The organism is Acetomicrobium flavidum (assembly GCF_900129645.1).
GTDB lineage: Bacteria > Synergistota > Synergistia > Synergistales > Acetomicrobiaceae > Acetomicrobium > Acetomicrobium flavidum.
The window spans coordinates 1,625,863-1,641,807 of the sequence record NZ_FSQZ01000001.1 but is presented as its reverse complement, the minus strand read 5'-3'; the positions used below and the strand labels follow the sequence as shown (position 1 = coordinate 1,641,807).

Sequence of the window (15,945 nt, the reverse complement as noted above, 5' to 3'; positions counted from 1 at the left end):
AACAGACATCGAAATAACATGGTCAAAATTGCTTATTTTACATTTTCTAGTCCAAACCAAATATTTGCAAGGAACATTTTTTAAGTTTTTCCAACATATCATCGCCATTGGCCTCAATGTAAAGGCGCACGACATCCTCTGTTCCAGATGGGCGAAGTAAAACCCATCCTTTATCGCAAACTATCTTCAAACCATCGTCTCTCCTCAATGATAAGACATTTTCACCACAAAAGGTATCATCGTTCCATTTGTCCATCACAGATATCAACTGCTCTTTCCGTTCATGGGTAATTTTGAAATCCATCCTGATAGACACATACCTTGCTCCGAGTTTTTTGTATATATCATCAAGCAAAACTCTTAAAGGGTGCCCGCTATCACAAACAGCTTTCAGGACCAAAAGACATATCATTATTCCATCTTTTTCGGGTATATGGCCAGCTATAGAGGCACCCCCGGATTCCTCACCGGCGAGCAAAACATTTTCCCTCAAGAGCAGTTGTCCTAAATATTTAAAGCCCACAGGAGTCTCCCACGATGGTTGTCCTGCAATCCTTGCGATCTCATCCAACATATGAGTCGTGGCGACAGTCCTTGCTACACCGCCCTTCCTGCCTGATTCCAAAAGATAATTATAGAGAATAGCTAAAATATAATTAGCCGAATAAAACTCACCGTTCTCATCGACAATGCCAAAGCGATCGGCATCGCCATCAGTAGAAAGTCCAAGCGTTTTTAACTTTCTGGCCTCAGATGCAAGGTTTCCTAGAGTTTCCCTTTTGGGTTCCGGACTTAACCCGGCAAAATCAGGTCTTAACTCCTCGTTTATGGACACTACCTCGAAGCCGCATTCCCTCAAAATTCTTGGTAAATATCTCCCACCAACGCCATGCAAGGTATCCGTCACGACCACTTGACCATTTCCGCTTATTTGGACTAATGATTTCACATGAGCAATGTAATCCTCTGTCGGGTCAAATGTCCTTGCATCCCCTTCTGCTACCTTTATCTTTGCGGGAGCATCGGGAATATATGATTCAATTACCGACGTTATGTCTGGAGTCGCCGGACCGGCATAAAAGGGTATGAATTTAAGACCCTGATACTCCGGTGGATTATGGCTTGCGGTGAACATTACAGCGCCCTTGGCATTGAGATGTTTAACCGCAAAAGCACATACAGGAGTTGCAGTTGGCCCTTCCAGCACAATCGGCTCCAACCCCATGCCACTCAAAACTTGGCTTGAAACTTTTACAAACCTTTCTCCTAAAAACCTGCCATCACGGGCCACTAAAACGACAGCTCCCGGCCCAAATCTTTCAAGGACATGTTCTCCTATGGCCCAACTAACCTTTTTGACGTTCTCCATGGTGAAATCATCGGCTATTATGCCACGCCATCCGTCCGTTCCAAACTTGATCATATACATCACCTCAGATACTTCAACGGATTAACAGGCGTGTTGTTCACTCTGATCTCAAAGTGCAGATGGGATCCTGTAGCTCTACCCGTGGCACCTACAGCCGCAATGACTTGGCCTGAGCTAACTCTTTGCCCTTGTCGAACTAGTATCTTGCTGCAATGACCATAGAGTGTCCTATGGCCTCTTCCATGATCGATGACAACTGTCCGTCCATAACCGCCCATCCACCCCGCATAAACCACAACGCCAGAGGCAGCTGCTGCTATCCGGGTACCTCTCGAAGCACCAATATCTAATCCCGTATGTAAATCCTTTCGCCCGGAAAATGGGTCCTTCCTATATCCAAAGCGGCTGTTAATTCTGCCTCTCAGCGGCCATCTAAAGCCCTTAGTACTGCTACGATCACTAGCTTTAACGACGGCACCAGAGCCGGTCGACGAAGAGGTGACGATTTCCTTTGCGCCGGGCAGGAATATTTCACTGCCAGCTATTAATACCGTATCGCTGCCTATACCATTAGCAGCAGCTATGGCATCAACGTAAATACCATATTTATCTGCTATTTTACTAAGCGTATCACCCTTTGCCACCTTATAAAATATACCGTCCTGATTGGGCACTCTAAGCTTTGTGCCGGGCTTTAATACGTCTGGATTTTTCAAGTCGTTACAGCCAAACAGCGTGTTGATGTCGAGGTTAACTTTATTCGCGATGGACCAAAGGCTGTCTCCTTCTTGGACGATATAAGTAGATGTCTCTATTTTGGGCGCCTTTTTGGCCTCTTCCTCGGCCTTAGCGCGTCTCCTTAAAAGCTCCTGCAGGACCACATCAACTTTCTCCTTCGATGTGGGGATTAAAAGCAAGTCACCGACGTTTAGTTTATGAATATTGCTTATCTGATTTGCCTTAGCAATATCGTTCATAGAAATACCGTATTCGGCATATCTTTTGGCAATGGTTGCTAATGTCTCGCCTTGTTGGACTTCGTGGACACGATAATCTGGAGTTACCTCCTGAAACTCCAAATCACCTCCTGCACCTTCACCTGCCTCAGCATTTGACTCATCGCCATCCAGATATTCCTGCTTTAGTTTACTTAATTCATTCTCGACGTCTGCTGCATCATCTTTGGACTTTTTTTCACTGCCCAACGTAACTTCCTTAAAGGCAATAGCCCCGGAACCATCAGGAAGAGGACCTATGGCATCGTAATCTCCCTTTTCAGGCATGAGCAAATCTGTTACATCAACGATCAGATAACCAGGCAGGCTGTACTCTTTTCCTTCAAGTAAATCGTCCCACGCTTCAACTTTCGATCTTTGAAGGGCAGCCACAGTGATGAAGACAGTGGCTGATAACATTAACCCAATGAAAATGAAGAAATCAAATCTCTTTCTAAAGGAGTTGTTACTCATATTTTCGCTCTTTGGCATCTCTTCCCCCCCTAAAGCTAGGCTAGGATACGGTGCTACAAACAAGAATAAAGTTAACCGAAAATCGCGAAGAATGCAACCTTTAATTTATACTTTAATCGTCATCAAAAACTCCTTATTGGATGACGTCTGCCGCAATTTTTCCAATATGAGATTCAATACATCCGCCTCATCAAGGTTCGCTATCCTACGCCGCAGCGTCCATATCTTTGTAAGTTCCTCCTCGCTTAAAAGAAGTTCCTCCCTTCGAGTGCCAGACTTGAGAATATCCATCGCCGGGAAGATCCTCTGTTCGGCTAATTTCCGCGACAGATGTATTTCCATGTTGCCGGTACCCTTAAATTCCTCATAAATCACGTCATCCATTCTGCTCCCGGTCTCAACCAGGGCCGTACCCACTATGGTAAGACTTCCACCCTCTTCAATGTTTCTGGCAGCACCAAAAAACCTTTTCGGGAAATGCAAGGCTACCGGATCCATACCTCCAGACAGGGTTCTGCCGGATGGCGGCACGATTAAATTAGACGCCCTGGCTAAGCGGGTAATAGAATCTAATAACAACACGACATCCCTATGCACCTCTACAAGGCGCTTTGCCTTCTCAATGGCCAGATTTGCCACTCTTATATGTTCCTCTGCGGGCCGATCAAAGGTTGAGGCTATTATCTCTCCATCAACGGAACGCTGCATATCCGTAACCTCTTCGGGCCTTTCATCAATTAGAAGAACCATAAGAATGACCTCCGGATTGTTGATCGTGATGGCATTGGCTATATCTTTAAGGAGAGTAGTCTTACCAGCCTTTGGAGGAGAAACTATTAAAGCCCTCTGACCCTTTCCCATGGGCGCAAAAAGATCGATAAGACGCGTGGAAAGGATGTCTGGACGAGTCTCGAGCTTTAATCTCTCGTTTGGAAATATGGGCGTGAGGCGCTCAAAGTGCGGTCGCTGTCTTGCCATCTCAGGATCGGAGAAGTTTACCATCTCAACCCTTAACAATGCATCGTAATGCTCCTGATCTTTCGGAGGCCTGACCAAACCCCATACCACATCGCCGTTTCGCAGATCAAAGCGCCTGATTTGAGATGCAGAAACATAAATATCATGGTCACTGGGCAGCAACCCGGCAGGCCTCAAAAATCCATATCCCTCAGGCAAGATCTCCAATGTACCACCGCTAAAGCGCAACCCCAGCTTATCAGCTTGTCTTGCCAGAATGGCGACAACCAAGTCATCCTTTCGCCTAAGGGTCGTAACGGAGGGGACGGAAATCTCCTTAGCGATCTGCCTCAAATCTTGAATTGTCGCTTTCATCAACTCCCTGAAAGTATATCTGGGGCGGGGAACTGGAGTAACCACCTCTTGATCTTCCTCAGTGGCTAATTTCTTCGTTTCATCTGTTGTCTGATTTTCTATAGTATTAGTACCCATGATGCTTAATATATACCTCCCAATCATCTAAGAACTTCTTTATCCCTATATCCGTTAAAGGATGGTTAAACATTTGCTCTAAAACCTTAAAAGGAAGAGTGATTATGTGAGCTCCTGCAAGGGCTGCCTCAAAAACATGGCGAGGATGCCTGATGCTTGCTGCAATAATTTTGGTATCGAACTCATGGATGGAGAAAAGCTTCGCCATGTCCCTGACAACTCCTATGCCGTCCTCGCCTATGTCATCCAGACGACCAACAAAAGGGCTAACATAGCTAGCTCCTGCCAATGCTGCCAACAAGGCCTGCTGCGGAGAAAAAACAAGAGTAACGTTAACTGGAATGCCTTCTGAGACAAGCTTTTTTGTAGCTGACATACCATCTTTAGTCATCGGAATCTTTATTACTATATTTTTATCCAAGGAGCTAAGCAATCTGGCTTCCTCGACCATTTCATCGACATTCGTTGATATCACTTCGGCACTTACGGGACCTTGCACAATTTCTGCTATCTTTTTGACATGATCATGAAATGAGTCCGCATTTTCCTTTGCTACCAAGGATGGGTTCGTCGTGACGCCAGACACTACTCCCCATTCCAAACCTTTTTTTATCTCGGAAATATTGGCTGTATCAAGAAAAAACTTCACGAATTATACCTCCCCTACCGTAAAAGAAATATTGGCCAACTGTTCTCCCATGCAAATGATCGAAAACCGGTACAATCCTTTTTTGAGCGGCGCTCCATCATCACGCAAAAGATAAAAGACCTTTTTGCCTTCCCCGCTTAAATCTACTGTCTCGTTATGTATCAATGTACCCTCGTGAAACCACTCAACATAAGTTTCAAAATAGCTTCTCCCCTGAAACGCAAAAACAACACACACTTGTGTTATGCCATAGGGAAACTTTAGAGAATCTGAAGCTCTCCCGACAGGAGTCAGGTTGCTGTCTAAATCTTCACACACAACAATATCGGTAATTTTGGTTGCACTGCAAACCATTGTGCTACGCACTGTAGCAACGAAGGAAGGAACCAAAACAAAAGCGACTATAAATATGATCGTCAAAGGTCTTCTAGCCGCACTACTCATAAATAAATATCACACCTTCCTTGTTCTGGCAAGCATATATCCATGTTTTTGTATGAAATCACAAAAGATGGTACTTGAGTTTTAAACAATGTAATAATGTAGCAAGCCACCAATGCAAGTACAAAAACTAATATAACTACAGATTTTTTAGCGGAATAGTGTGACTTTAATAATACTACGATAAAAGCAATTTTGCAGCTATTTCCCGCTGGCTATCTCATGAATTGACAAAACGCATTTATTTGAAGGTTTCCGTCGCTTTATTGCAGCAATTTTTAAGAGGAATCAACTTCCCATCGGCAAGCTCGTACCAATTGGGAGTTACGCGTTCAAGAAAACCCGTGTCATGGGAAGCGATGATCATGGCCTTATTGAGGTTTTGGAGCAAGAGAACCAAATTGAGCCAGGCCTCTTCATCTAGACCACTTGACGGTTCGTCCAGCAAGAGAAGCTCGGGCTCCATGACAAGCACGGAAGCTAGGGCACCCAGGCGCTTCTGACCTCCAGATAGGGCATAAGGCGGTTTATGTGCAAGATGTGCGATGCCCAACATGCTTAAAACCTTATGTGCCTTATCAAAAGCGTCATCTCTACTGAACCCCATATTTAAAGGGCCAAACATGACATCGTCAAGCAAGGTGGGGCAAAATAACTGATCTTCCGGGTCTTGGAAGAGAAAACCAATTTTTTTGCGCAAATACCTTAGATCGTCCTTAGTCCGAATGACCTTTCCATCAAGGATGATTTCACCCTTAACCGGACGCAACAAGCCCATTATTATATAAAAAAGGGTCGTTTTCCCGGCACCGTTTTTCCCGACTATGCATACTTTTTCCCGTGGGAATATCTCAAATGAAAGATTTTTAAACACATCATGACCGTTAGGATAAGCGAAACAAAGATCCTTAACCTGCAATAAAGGGATCATACCATTAAACACCCCAAAAACAGAGCGTAAAGCGTTACCATCTTTAAGATGTCAGAAAAAGAATGTCGACAACGAGGCGCAAAGAACGGATAAGAGCCATTGAATCCCCTAAGGAGCATTGCATTATAGACGCGCTGAGATCTCATCGTGCCTTTGACCACTAATATGCCTACTAAATTGCCATAAGTACGCAACGCGGAGAATTTAATGGAAGGTTCAAAACCTCTCAACGTCATACTTTGATAAATTTTGATGGCTTCATCGGCCAGGACGTGTATATACCTATAAGTGAAGTGAAGTAACACTATCAATTTGCGAGGAAAGTGAAGTTGATCCAAAGCTTCCAAAATTTCAGGCATGGATGTGGTTTGCAGAAGGGAAATGAAAGCCAATATCGCAGCATGAACGCGAACCGTAATAATTGCTGCCGTTCTCACTCCATCTTCGCAAAAGAAAGGAAGCGTGAGCCATAGAGTCAGCACAAAGCCATCTATAAGGGCTAAGCGCTTCAGCAAAGCGATCATGGGCACTCTTGAGATTAAAGCTAAAACTATCGCGTACGCGAGTAAAAACAATTGTATAGAAAACGAATTTACCAAGGCAACGCAAATGGACACAAGCACAGCTAAGATTACTTTTAAAACTGCTGGGGAGCGGCTCATGAAGCTGTCAGGAATATCATCGTAATAACTGATTCCCCGAACATCAATCATTCTTTCCAGCCCTCCTCTCTTTGATCCAAAGGATGATCCCGACAAGGCCGAAGATATATCCAATTCCTCCAATAATTTCGCTGAACCTCGGCTTTGATAACCCCCTATGCATCTGCATTAATTCACCACGAAGCGGCTCTATTTCGCTATGAACGATCTCTCGTATTGTTGCGATCAGTTTATCTTCTTCATCAGGGACGTTCTGTTGAACAGGCCGCAAGGCATCACCGTTTATAAGAGCTTGTCCTACGTGCCCCATGCCGGCATTCACAATCACTGAGATGCTTTTACCTTCTAAACTACCTACCCTCACGGAAAATGCGCCCGATTCATCAGTATTACCCTGGCCGATTACATGGCCATCCATGTCTTTTACCAACACTTCACAGTTTTTTACCGTGGATCCATCATTGAAATAAGCTTCACCAACCACGGTGCTATCTTCCATATAGGCAAACACGTTTAATTTATGTGCATCAGCTATATGAGGTTGAGCTAAAGCAAAAGACATTAAAGCAATCATGATAAATAATGCTTTTAACCCACTTTTCATCTCTTACAAACCCCCAACGACGAAGGCATAATCTTGTATAGGTAGGCAATCACAAAGCCGCCTACTATAGACTCAATCACTACTACGGGCAAATGTGCAATTAGTACAAGCTTTGCCGTTACGATAAAGACATCCCCACTGAAGACAAGGGCCATGGCAGTAAAAATGCCAGCCATAATAACGCCTGTACCACCAGAAATCGCACCGCCTATCCAAGGTTGAATTCCCCTTTTAATAATATACCTGCCCAGATAACCCCCTATAACACCGGAGAAAGCCATGGTGCATATATTAACGCCTAGGACCGTTATTCCGCCGAACTGGAACAAGAGGACTTGCAACAATAAGGCCACAAAATAGGCAGGAAACAATTGCATCCCAAGGATAATCCCACCTACACCGTTAAGTATCAGGTGGACGCTGACTGGGCCTACATTGATATGGATCAACGATGCTACAAACAGCGCAGCAGAGACGATGCCAACGCGAGGAATATCATTCATCTCAATTTTCTTGAGGCCAACCGCAACGCCAACGGCAGCACCGACAGCTCCAACAACTAAAGGATAACCAGAAAGAACTCCTTCCGAAATATGCATCTACTTTCCCTTCTCGGTCTTTACCCAAAAAACTGCTCCGATCTCCGTCGCTACATCCCTTTTCCCATCAGGAGACTTTCGCCTTTCCGGGGCTTCCGTTAAAGCAGCAAACCCCCACCAACCTTCCCAAGGCATAGCATAAGTAAAGATTCCCCGTTCATCCGTACGTACTACCTGAGTTACGTAGGCATTCGATGGAGCTTTTATCTTTAGATTTTCGTTATAGTACTCAACTTCCACATCTGCATTTTTCAATGGTTTGCCGTCAAATAGAACCTTACCCTGAAACAAATTGCCTGCCCACAGGCCATATGGTCTGGTAAGAGGTACTATTTCCATCCTAAGGCCAAGCGGTTGATGCCAAGCATCTTCCAGACCATATGCATTCACGACAGTCTTAGCGTAATGAATTATATATTTATCTTCGGCAGGTTCCCAATAGGGAGCGGGTTCTACGAAAAATACGTGATCTCCGGGCCGTTTTACCTTATAAGTTGCTTGCCAGAAATTTAACCCCTTACCGGAGGCCTTTTTTCTCAAGGTATCGAGGAGGTTTATTTTTTCAGAGCGTATCACGACACCGAATTGACGAGGTCTTTCCATATTCATCAATTGTTGCTCGAAGGGATGGGCAAAGCATAACTTTAATTCTACGTTAGAATTATCGCCCTGAGACACAAGATTTTTACTAGGCAATACGACCTGAAAATGTGCCCACAGAGGTGAAGCTAAAAGGGAAATATAAAAGGCCAACGCCATTATAAAACATATGACTCTGCTCGATATATGCTTCATCATGCTTCCTCCAATCGATGTTACGATTTGTTTATTTAGTATTACGCATTGCATCGGATATGTCAAGAAATTTTGAATGACAGATAAAAAATTATTAAGGTTATAATGATAGCAACACAAGATTATCGTTACATACGAAGGGAGATGAAAAGCTGGTACCTCATATGCCAGCGGATATCATGAAAAAAATAGTATGCCTTCTAGGAAGTCCAAGGGTTAATGGAAATAGCGAGAGATTGGCCAAGGCATTTGTCATAGGGGCCGAATCGCAGGGCGCCAAGGTAAGGTTCTTCAGATTGCAAAATATGAACATCAAAGGATGCATTGATTGCAGACGGTGTTGGGAGAATGGCAAACATTGTGTTATCAATGACGACATGGCTCAAATATATGAAGCTATCGACGAATGTAACGTGATAGTATTCGTCACGCCTGTGTATTGGTACAGTTGGAGCGCTCAAATTAAGGTGGTTTGGGACAGGATGTTGCCCTACATCTCCGAAAAGGCAAAATTTACCCTCAAAGATAAAGAGTGCATACTACTGGCCACAGCCGGAGACGTATATGAAAGTGCCTTTAACGGGGTCCTGGAATCCTTCGACAGATCAATCTCCCTTTTGGGCCTTAAGGAAAGGGGCAAGATATGCGCATATAATGTCTATGATATTGGAGATATTGAACAGGGCGATTGGCTTGACCGTGCAAAAGAATTAGGGATAAATATAAATAAGTGACATTTATTGCTATTGCGCGCATGGAAATTTAAGCGCGCAATAATTGTTACAGGCCAAGCAACTGTGGTTTTTTCTTTCAGAAAATTTACAGTTAGCTTGCCGTCGCTTAATTTTTAAAGGATAATCCATGGCAGTAAATCAAGACATGGCAAACCATATGAGGGGGGATCAGTTTGTTCACCTTAAAAGAATTTCTCAGATCGGAAGTGGTACCTGCATTAGGGTGTACAGAGCCCGGAGCTGTGGCTTTAGCCGTGGCCCGGGCCAGAGAAGAGATAAGTTCTGGCGAGCTTAAAAAAATAGACGTTACAACCAGCATAAATATTTATAAAAACGGTTATTCCGTAGGAATTCCCGGTACTAATGGTTTGAGGGGAAATATACTGGCAGCAGCCCTGGGGGCCGTCTGTGGAAACAGCAAATATAGCCTTCAAGCACTTAAATTTTGCGACGATGAATGCCTGAATAAGGCCTTACGCCTTATAGATGAGGGTCGCGTAGAACTACATCCGGATTTTCAAAAAAAGGGCGTATATGTCCAGGCAACGGTAACTACAGATGAGCACGAATGTAGATGTATAATTGAAGGTACACACAGCAATATTACAAAGATCATGCTCGATGGAAGGCTCATACTAAATAAAAAGAAAAGATCCAGATTGCATCATAACCTCAAAGATACAAACATAATCGACCAATTAAATACAATGACATTCAATGATGTAACTAATCTGCTAGATAATATTGATAGTGAAGATATAGATTACATTTTTGAAGGAATAAAAATGAATATGGATATATCTCTAGCAGGTTTAGACCCCAACCAAAACCTTGGTTTAGGTGTTGGAAGAACGATATTGAAGCTTGTAAATGACAACGATATCTCCAGCCTTCCCTACAAAATAAAAGCTCATGCTGCAGCGGCTGCAGATGCTAGAATGTCGGGATCCCCCTTACCTGTGATGAGCAGTGCAGGTAGCGGAAATCATGGCATAACGGCTATATTGCCCGTCTATTTGACCGCAGAACACTATGGTAAAACAAAAGAAGAAACTGCAACAGCCGTGGCACTAAGTCACCTAACCACAAGCTTCCTAAAAAGCAGGATAGGGCGATTAAGCCCAATCTGTGGGTGCACTGTAGCAGCTGGAGCTGGAGCAGCTGCTGGAATTACATATCTTTTATCAAAAGATATGGCTAAAGTTGAAGAGGCGATAAAAATTCACCTCAGCAACCTCGTTGGCATGATATGCGATGGCGCCAAAGGCACCTGTGCCCTTAAGGTCGGCACCGGTGCATATGAAGCCTTCATGGCTGCAACGATGGCAATAGAAGGAACCAAGCTCGAAGCACCACAAGGCATCTTGGGCAATACATTAGAAGAGACGGTAGAAAACATTGCAGTGCTCAATAATAAAGGATTTGATAAAGTTGATGCCATGATTGTAAAACTAATATCCGGGTTATTTTGCTAAAATCAAGTATACTACCGTGAGTTCATGCGAAACTCACGGTAGTATACTTCTTGCCTATCTAAGCAACTTGCTACCAGTTTTACCGCCCTTTGTGATTTTGTCAAGTTCGCTCAAAACTGCCGGGGAGGCAACATCGAGACGTGGTTTTTTCACTTCCTGAGACGCGAGTTCACGAAGCTTTTGCTCATATTCTTCCATGCTTTTTCTTATGGTCGCGGCATCGCCTTTCAGCCATACAAGTATATTGTCAGCTATCGCCTTAATTTCATCCTCTGTCAGCTCGTTTTGAGCAATTCCAACGGCCTTCATTAACCTTCCCTGCTCCCTTACGGCATCAATTATGTCATCGTCGGTTATGATCCCCTTTTTGTAAAGAGCCCGACCTAATACATCGAATTTCGTCTTCATGCTCTCCTCAGACATGGCTACGCTATCTATCCGTGCCATCATCAAAGAGAGCATATCCTCCAAGGTCATCTGCATTGTCCTGGGTTGCATTATGTATTACCCCCTTATGGCAAAAATTTACCCCAATTACCAAATCATTTGCACTCCTCAAAGCACGTGTATTTTAACAGAAAAACACTTAGGTTGAAACAAAAAATGTAAAAGGGACCCAATGGGTCCCTTTCTTGAGGAGGAGATAGGGTTTGGATACGGATTCTCGGGTTTACACCTTTCTGACCGCACCCAGCACGAACGAGTCTAAACACCTACCGGTATTTTGTCAAGTTGAAAAGATATATTCTATATTTTCTCATTATTTTCACATATTTCAACTTCTTCTTACGAAATCAGTTTACTGTATTGCAATGACTTCCATTTCCAGCATGGCCTCTTTCCTGGGCAGGCAGCTTACCTCCACCAGAGATCTTGCCGGCTTATGGTCCCCGAAAAACTCAGAATATACTTTATTAATAGCCTGAAAATTAGCCATATCCGTCACAAAAACGGTAGTCTTTACTACTTTTGACACGCTTGAATCCGCTGCCTCTAATATGGCAGCGATGTTTCTCAAAACCGCAAGGGTTTGATCCTCCACCGACCCATCCACTATCTGTCCAGTCGCCGGATCAAAGGGCAATTGGCCCGACACAAATACAAATCCGTTTGCCTTAACTGCCTGAGAATAGGGACCTATGGCCTTAGGAGCCCTTTCACTCGTTACATATTGCATGAATATCGCCTCCTGTGCATTTTGTTTATAAGACTAAGGTATATTATCGCACCTGAGGCTCCATTTAAAAAGAAATGCTGCCCCAAAGAGATCTACTTTTTTAGCTTTACAACTAAACGATAACTAATTACCATATAATTAGCTACCCTACCGGAGGTGATCAAAAAATGGGAAAGGTCGTGGCAGAAATTACTGTGGTACCAATTGGTACAAACGGTCCCAGCATAAGTTCCTATGTAGCAGAAGTAGAGAAAACACTGAGGAGTTTCAATCTCAAAATACAATTAACCCCAATGAGCACCATCCTTGAAGGCGAATTTGACGAAGTTCTTAAAGCAGCCAAGGCAGCCCATAACTGCCTTTTTGAAAGAGGGGCTTTAAGGGTATCGACTACGCTTCGCATCGATGAAAGGCGAGATAAAAATCTGACCATGGAAGGCAAGGTTAAAGCTGTTGAAGATAAGCTAAATGTCTAGATAATTTTACATAACAAATCCCGCTATTCTATGGCGGGATTTGTTATGTCTTATCCTTTTCGCTTTGGCTTAGAACGAACATTGCTTACAACGGTCACTTCAACATCTGGAGCGTGTTTATCAAGCAACTCCCTAAGCAATCTTTCATCCTCTCGCTTGAATAAAATTTTCCATCCGGTAATTCCCTTCTCAAAGAAGGCCATCATCGAATCGCCCTTATACACAATAGTTACACCCTTGACATCTTCCCAGGGAAGAACTTCTACCGAGGTGCCAAGAACACCTCTAACCTCTCTTACCAGGCCATTGGAAGAAACATATATTTTCTTCTTATAAACGATCCCATAGAAAGCCACAACAGCTACTATGATCTTGTAAATCTCAAACGCAGAAAAGGCCGAATAAATGCAATATACCCCAAATAGGAACAACACCACTTTCATTTTAAGCGAAGCCGAATAACTTGATTGCGATTCGATGATGGCCTCCATTAAAGATCTCTCCCCACACTACACCTTAGACATTTATTACGTCTTCATCCGTCTCCTTGCGCCAGAATATGAATTTTCCCATAGCCGTCAGAACAATAGCAACAATAGGATTAAGATAATTCAAAAAAGCATAAGGGAGATATTGCAATGTGGAAACACCCAATACCCCTGTGTGATAAGCTCCGCACGTGTTCCATGGAACCAATACGGACGTGAGCGTGCCGCTGTCCTCCAGCGTCCTGGATAACATCCTTGGATGCAAGCCCTTTTTGTCGAAGGCAGATTTAAACATCCTACCTGGAAGGACAATCGCTACATATTGATCTGCCAAAAGTATATTCGTAAAGATACAAGCAAATATCACAGAGGTGATTAGGCCAGTGACGCTTTCCACGTGGCGCAAAAGCGAATCCAGCAAAACTTCCAAGAACCCGCAGCGCTCCATGACTCCGCCGAAGGAAAGGGCGCAAAATATCAACGATACCGTCCACATCATGGAATCCAGTCCGCCGCGTTGCAGTAATTCACTTAACATCTGAGCGACTTCCTTTGCAAGCTCGGGAGCAACATCCGCGATGCCCTTTGATGCAAGCAAAGCAGATACGGCATCTAAGCTTTCAGCTCCGGCAATCTCGGCGCTCAAAACAGGAGTGTAGCCGTAATGGATGGCAGTGACCATGGTGGCCAATCCGCTTCCCTGAAAGAGTATCATTATGCTTCCCAATACGACGCCTGCAAATAGACTGGGGATTGCAGGAAATCTCAAAGCAGCAAGAAGTATTACTACGATGGGTGGGATAAGCCCTAAAGGCGAGATATGAAACTCTGTGGCCAGTAGCTTTTGAAAGGCCTGTATCCTTGATACATCCAAAGTGCCACCCGCAAACTTAAAACCTATAACCAATGTTATTATAATTACAATGGCGTACGTTATCATTGTTGTGGATATCATGGCCCTGATATGGCTGAAAAGAGTAGTGCCTGCCACGGCAGGTGCCAGGTTTGTCGTATCCGACAAGGGGGACATCTTATCTCCAAAGTAAGCTCCGGATATTACCACGCCTGCGGCCAGCGGTGCAGGAACGCCTAGACCGGCGGCTATTCCCATCAAGGCCAGCCCCACAGTGCCTGATGTACCCCAAGACGTGCCCGTTGCCAGGGAAACTATTGAGCATATCAAAAGCGTGGCAAGCAGGAATATGGCAGGCGACAATAAGCTTAAGCCGTAATAAATCAGGGTCGGCACAACTCCTCCCTGTATCCAGGAACCTATGATCATGCCGACTATCATCAGGATCAAAACCGCTTGAAGCCCGGCAAGGATGCCGCGAAAAATCCCATCTTCCATATCTTTCCACTGAAAATGAAGCAGGTAACGGCCCATCAAACAAACAAAGGCTGTAGCAAATACCAGAGGAACATGCACATCGACCTCTAGAACCAAAACCCCTATCCCTATACACAAAGCTGCAGCTGCGATGGCGACGATAGCCTCAAACAACGTTGGCTTCCTGGAAGGAACTTCTGCTTCAGGCATCTCTTCCCCCCTCCTCTTATAGGAAGATAAGTTTCTAATATAGCATTGTTTTGAAATCTAGAAATACTTTATAGCTGTAGCTTTTCCTAACCACCTCCTCACGTGTTCATCAAAAACAAACACATACATATTATACGTTAATCATACTACATCGTATAAACATATAAGTTTGTTTGTGGCTTATATAATTATTTTTCTTTACCATTGGATGTCGGTCGCTGATAGGGAAGGGGGACATACTGCACGGATGGGCGCCTTTGACTTGCCTGAGGATAGAGATGCATCAAGGCAGACACCTCATTGGGTATGCCACAAGTTACGTTTAGACCAAGCTGCTTCGCCTCTTCAAACATTATTGGGTAATCATGGGTCCATCTTCCATCTGTTAAAGTGGTTGCCAATTCGTTAGCCTTTTCCTCTGGAACATCGTTGCTTATCAAGAGATCGTAGACGAACTGTCGCGTCTGAGAGATGGCTTTTTTTGACATGTCAGCTAGTATGATAGTGTTATCATCGATTTCCGATATGGGTTTTTGTTCTAAGACTTTTAATATAGATACGGCAGCGAACTGGCCAATCTGCGGATCTACAGGGCCCAACACTGCGTTTTCATCCATAACTATCTCATCGGCAGCAAGGGCAATTAGCGTGCCACCAGACATAGCGTAGTGGGGAACGAATACAGTTACTTTCGCATCATGCTTTGATAAAGCACTGGCGATCTGTTCGGCAGCCAAAAGTATTCCTCCAGGTGTATGGACTATGAGGTCGATAGGCATATCCTTGGGCGTCAGCTTAATCGCCCGCAGCACTTCTTCGGAATCCTCGATGCTTATAAAGTTTCTCGCAAACATTCCCAAAAAACCTATGGATTCCTGTCTGTGTATGAGGGTGATCACGCGACTTTTGCGGTTTTGCTCTATCTTTTTTATCAAATTTTGCCTTAACCGCTCTATGTTCCACTGTCTCAGAGAGGGAAGGACCAACATGAAAAAGAACAATAACCAGAAAATATCAAATCCATACATAACAATCACACCACCTTAGCAATAAAATAATATCACACGTTTATCCGAGCTTCATTTAT

General features: G+C 43.9%; 18 protein-coding genes. 3 read left to right on the top strand and 15 right to left on the bottom strand.

What is annotated here, in order from left to right; all coding sequences use genetic code 11:
- Positions 1-46: 46 nt before the first annotated feature.
- The 10 genes from BUQ78_RS08135 to BUQ78_RS08090 form a co-directional block, all read right to left on the bottom strand.
- Positions 47-1,423: a phosphohexomutase domain-containing protein gene (locus BUQ78_RS08135; RefSeq protein WP_084532309.1), complete on the bottom strand. Its 1,377-nt coding sequence runs from the start codon at positions 1,421-1,423 to the stop codon at positions 47-49.
- Positions 1,424-1,428: 5 nt separating this feature from the next.
- The gene (locus BUQ78_RS08130) at positions 1,429-2,856 is read right to left on the bottom strand and encodes a LysM peptidoglycan-binding domain-containing protein (RefSeq protein ID WP_074199864.1); all 1,428 of its coding nucleotides are present in this window, start codon (positions 2,854-2,856) and stop codon (positions 1,429-1,431) included.
- An 87-nt stretch (positions 2,857-2,943) separates the two neighbouring features.
- Complete coding sequence (rho, locus tag BUQ78_RS08125; RefSeq protein ID WP_014807348.1) at positions 2,944-4,314, bottom strand: transcription termination factor Rho; 1,371 nt, start codon at positions 4,312-4,314, stop codon at positions 2,944-2,946.
- Positions 4,277-4,936 carry a fructose-6-phosphate aldolase gene (gene fsa / locus BUQ78_RS08120; RefSeq protein WP_074199863.1) on the bottom strand — a complete coding sequence of 220 codons (660 nt, stop codon included), beginning with the start codon at positions 4,934-4,936 and terminating at the stop codon, positions 4,277-4,279. Before fsa ends, rho begins: the two co-directional genes overlap by 38 nt.
- 3 nt (positions 4,937-4,939) lie before the next feature.
- Entirely contained in the window at positions 4,940-5,380 is a 441-nt protein-coding gene (locus BUQ78_RS08115) for a hypothetical protein (protein ID WP_041459794.1), read from the bottom strand.
- A gap of 238 nt (positions 5,381-5,618) precedes the next feature.
- Positions 5,619-6,308 (bottom strand): energy-coupling factor ABC transporter ATP-binding protein, encoded by a 690-nt coding sequence (locus tag BUQ78_RS08110; protein WP_074199862.1) that lies wholly within the window; start codon positions 6,306-6,308, stop codon positions 5,619-5,621.
- The gene (gene cbiQ / locus BUQ78_RS08105; RefSeq protein WP_074199861.1) at positions 6,305-7,021 is read right to left on the bottom strand and encodes a cobalt ECF transporter T component CbiQ; all 717 of its coding nucleotides are present in this window, start codon (positions 7,019-7,021) and stop codon (positions 6,305-6,307) included. Before cbiQ ends, BUQ78_RS08110 begins: the two co-directional genes overlap by 4 nt.
- A complete protein-coding gene (locus tag BUQ78_RS08100) occupies positions 7,014-7,574 on the bottom strand; it encodes an Ig-like domain-containing protein (protein WP_014807353.1) in 561 nt (186 codons plus the stop codon). The genes cbiQ and BUQ78_RS08100 overlap by 8 nt, the downstream gene beginning before the upstream one ends.
- Positions 7,571-8,173: a cobalt transporter CbiM gene (gene cbiM, locus BUQ78_RS08095; RefSeq protein WP_074199860.1), complete on the bottom strand. Its 603-nt coding sequence runs from the start codon at positions 8,171-8,173 to the stop codon at positions 7,571-7,573. Before cbiM ends, BUQ78_RS08100 begins: the two co-directional genes overlap by 4 nt.
- Positions 8,174-8,968 (bottom strand): DUF4198 domain-containing protein, encoded by a 795-nt coding sequence (locus BUQ78_RS08090; RefSeq protein WP_074199859.1) that lies wholly within the window; start codon positions 8,966-8,968, stop codon positions 8,174-8,176. It abuts the gene before it with no gap.
- 164 nt (positions 8,969-9,132) lie between these two features.
- Between BUQ78_RS08090 and BUQ78_RS08085 the strand changes: the two genes are divergently transcribed.
- The gene (locus BUQ78_RS08085) at positions 9,133-9,702 is read left to right on the top strand and encodes a flavodoxin family protein (protein ID WP_084532307.1); all 570 of its coding nucleotides are present in this window, start codon (positions 9,133-9,135) and stop codon (positions 9,700-9,702) included.
- 173 nt (positions 9,703-9,875) lie between these two features.
- Complete coding sequence (locus tag BUQ78_RS08080; protein ID WP_074199858.1) at positions 9,876-11,177, top strand: L-cysteine desulfidase family protein; 1,302 nt, start codon at positions 9,876-9,878, stop codon at positions 11,175-11,177.
- A 54-nt stretch (positions 11,178-11,231) separates the two neighbouring features.
- On the opposite strand, the gene BUQ78_RS08075 is transcribed toward BUQ78_RS08080, so the two are convergent.
- Together BUQ78_RS08075 and BUQ78_RS08070 are read right to left on the bottom strand one after the other, a co-directional pair.
- The gene (locus BUQ78_RS08075; RefSeq protein WP_014807358.1) at positions 11,232-11,675 is read right to left on the bottom strand and encodes a hypothetical protein; all 444 of its coding nucleotides are present in this window, start codon (positions 11,673-11,675) and stop codon (positions 11,232-11,234) included.
- Positions 11,676-11,976: 301 nt separating this feature from the next.
- Entirely contained in the window at positions 11,977-12,354 is a 378-nt protein-coding gene (locus BUQ78_RS08070; protein ID WP_074199857.1) for a RidA family protein, read from the bottom strand.
- 167 nt (positions 12,355-12,521) lie between these two features.
- Here BUQ78_RS08070 and BUQ78_RS08065 point away from each other — a divergent pair, with 167 nt between their 5' ends.
- Positions 12,522-12,830, top strand: a complete 309-nt coding sequence (locus BUQ78_RS08065; protein ID WP_014807361.1) for an MTH1187 family thiamine-binding protein — start codon at positions 12,522-12,524, stop codon at positions 12,828-12,830.
- A gap of 50 nt (positions 12,831-12,880) precedes the next feature.
- Here the strand turns inward: BUQ78_RS08065 and BUQ78_RS08060 are convergent, their stop codons facing one another.
- The 3 genes from BUQ78_RS08060 to BUQ78_RS08050 all read right to left on the bottom strand — a co-directional run bounded on the left by BUQ78_RS08060 (position 12,881) and on the right by BUQ78_RS08050 (position 15,886).
- The gene (locus tag BUQ78_RS08060) at positions 12,881-13,321 is read right to left on the bottom strand and encodes a hypothetical protein (protein WP_014807362.1); all 441 of its coding nucleotides are present in this window, start codon (positions 13,319-13,321) and stop codon (positions 12,881-12,883) included.
- Positions 13,322-13,346: 25 nt separating this feature from the next.
- Positions 13,347-14,858, bottom strand: a complete 1,512-nt coding sequence (gene nhaC, locus BUQ78_RS08055) for a Na+/H+ antiporter NhaC (protein WP_074199856.1) — start codon at positions 14,856-14,858, stop codon at positions 13,347-13,349.
- A gap of 188 nt (positions 14,859-15,046) precedes the next feature.
- Positions 15,047-15,886 (bottom strand): SDH family Clp fold serine proteinase, encoded by an 840-nt coding sequence (locus BUQ78_RS08050; protein WP_074199855.1) that lies wholly within the window; start codon positions 15,884-15,886, stop codon positions 15,047-15,049.
- Between the last annotated feature and the right edge of the window lie 59 nt (positions 15,887-15,945).

Coding starts and splice junctions, on each gene's coding strand:
- BUQ78_RS08050 (WP_074199855.1), bottom strand. CDS start 15,886: ATGTATGGATTTGATATTTTCTGGTTATTGTTCTTTTTCATGTTGGTC.
- BUQ78_RS08130 (WP_074199864.1), bottom strand. CDS start 2,856: ATGCCAAAGAGCGAAAATATGAGTAACAACTCCTTTAGAAAGAGATTT.
- BUQ78_RS08075 (WP_014807358.1), bottom strand. CDS start 11,675: ATGCAACCCAGGACAATGCAGATGACCTTGGAGGATATGCTCTCTTTG.
- cbiQ (WP_074199861.1), bottom strand. CDS start 7,021: ATGATTGATGTTCGGGGAATCAGTTATTACGATGATATTCCTGACAGC.
- BUQ78_RS08060 (WP_014807362.1), bottom strand. CDS start 13,321: ATGGAGGCCATCATCGAATCGCAATCAAGTTATTCGGCTTCGCTTAAA.
- BUQ78_RS08110 (WP_074199862.1), bottom strand. CDS start 6,308: ATGATCCCTTTATTGCAGGTTAAGGATCTTTGTTTCGCTTATCCTAAC.
- BUQ78_RS08135 (WP_084532309.1), bottom strand. CDS start 1,423: ATGATCAAGTTTGGAACGGACGGATGGCGTGGCATAATAGCCGATGAT.
- BUQ78_RS08070 (WP_074199857.1), bottom strand. CDS start 12,354: ATGCAATATGTAACGAGTGAAAGGGCTCCTAAGGCCATAGGTCCCTAT.
- BUQ78_RS08115 (WP_041459794.1), bottom strand. CDS start 5,380: ATGAGTAGTGCGGCTAGAAGACCTTTGACGATCATATTTATAGTCGCT.
- BUQ78_RS08090 (WP_074199859.1), bottom strand. CDS start 8,968: ATGAAGCATATATCGAGCAGAGTCATATGTTTTATAATGGCGTTGGCC.
- nhaC (WP_074199856.1), bottom strand. CDS start 14,858: ATGCCTGAAGCAGAAGTTCCTTCCAGGAAGCCAACGTTGTTTGAGGCT.
- BUQ78_RS08065 (WP_014807361.1), top strand. CDS start 12,522: ATGGGAAAGGTCGTGGCAGAAATTACTGTGGTACCAATTGGTACAAAC.
- cbiM (WP_074199860.1), bottom strand. CDS start 8,173: ATGCATATTTCGGAAGGAGTTCTTTCTGGTTATCCTTTAGTTGTTGGA.
- rho (WP_014807348.1), bottom strand. CDS start 4,314: ATGATTGGGAGGTATATATTAAGCATCATGGGTACTAATACTATAGAA.
- BUQ78_RS08085 (WP_084532307.1), top strand. CDS start 9,133: ATGCCAGCGGATATCATGAAAAAAATAGTATGCCTTCTAGGAAGTCCA.
- BUQ78_RS08100 (WP_014807353.1), bottom strand. CDS start 7,574: ATGAAAAGTGGGTTAAAAGCATTATTTATCATGATTGCTTTAATGTCT.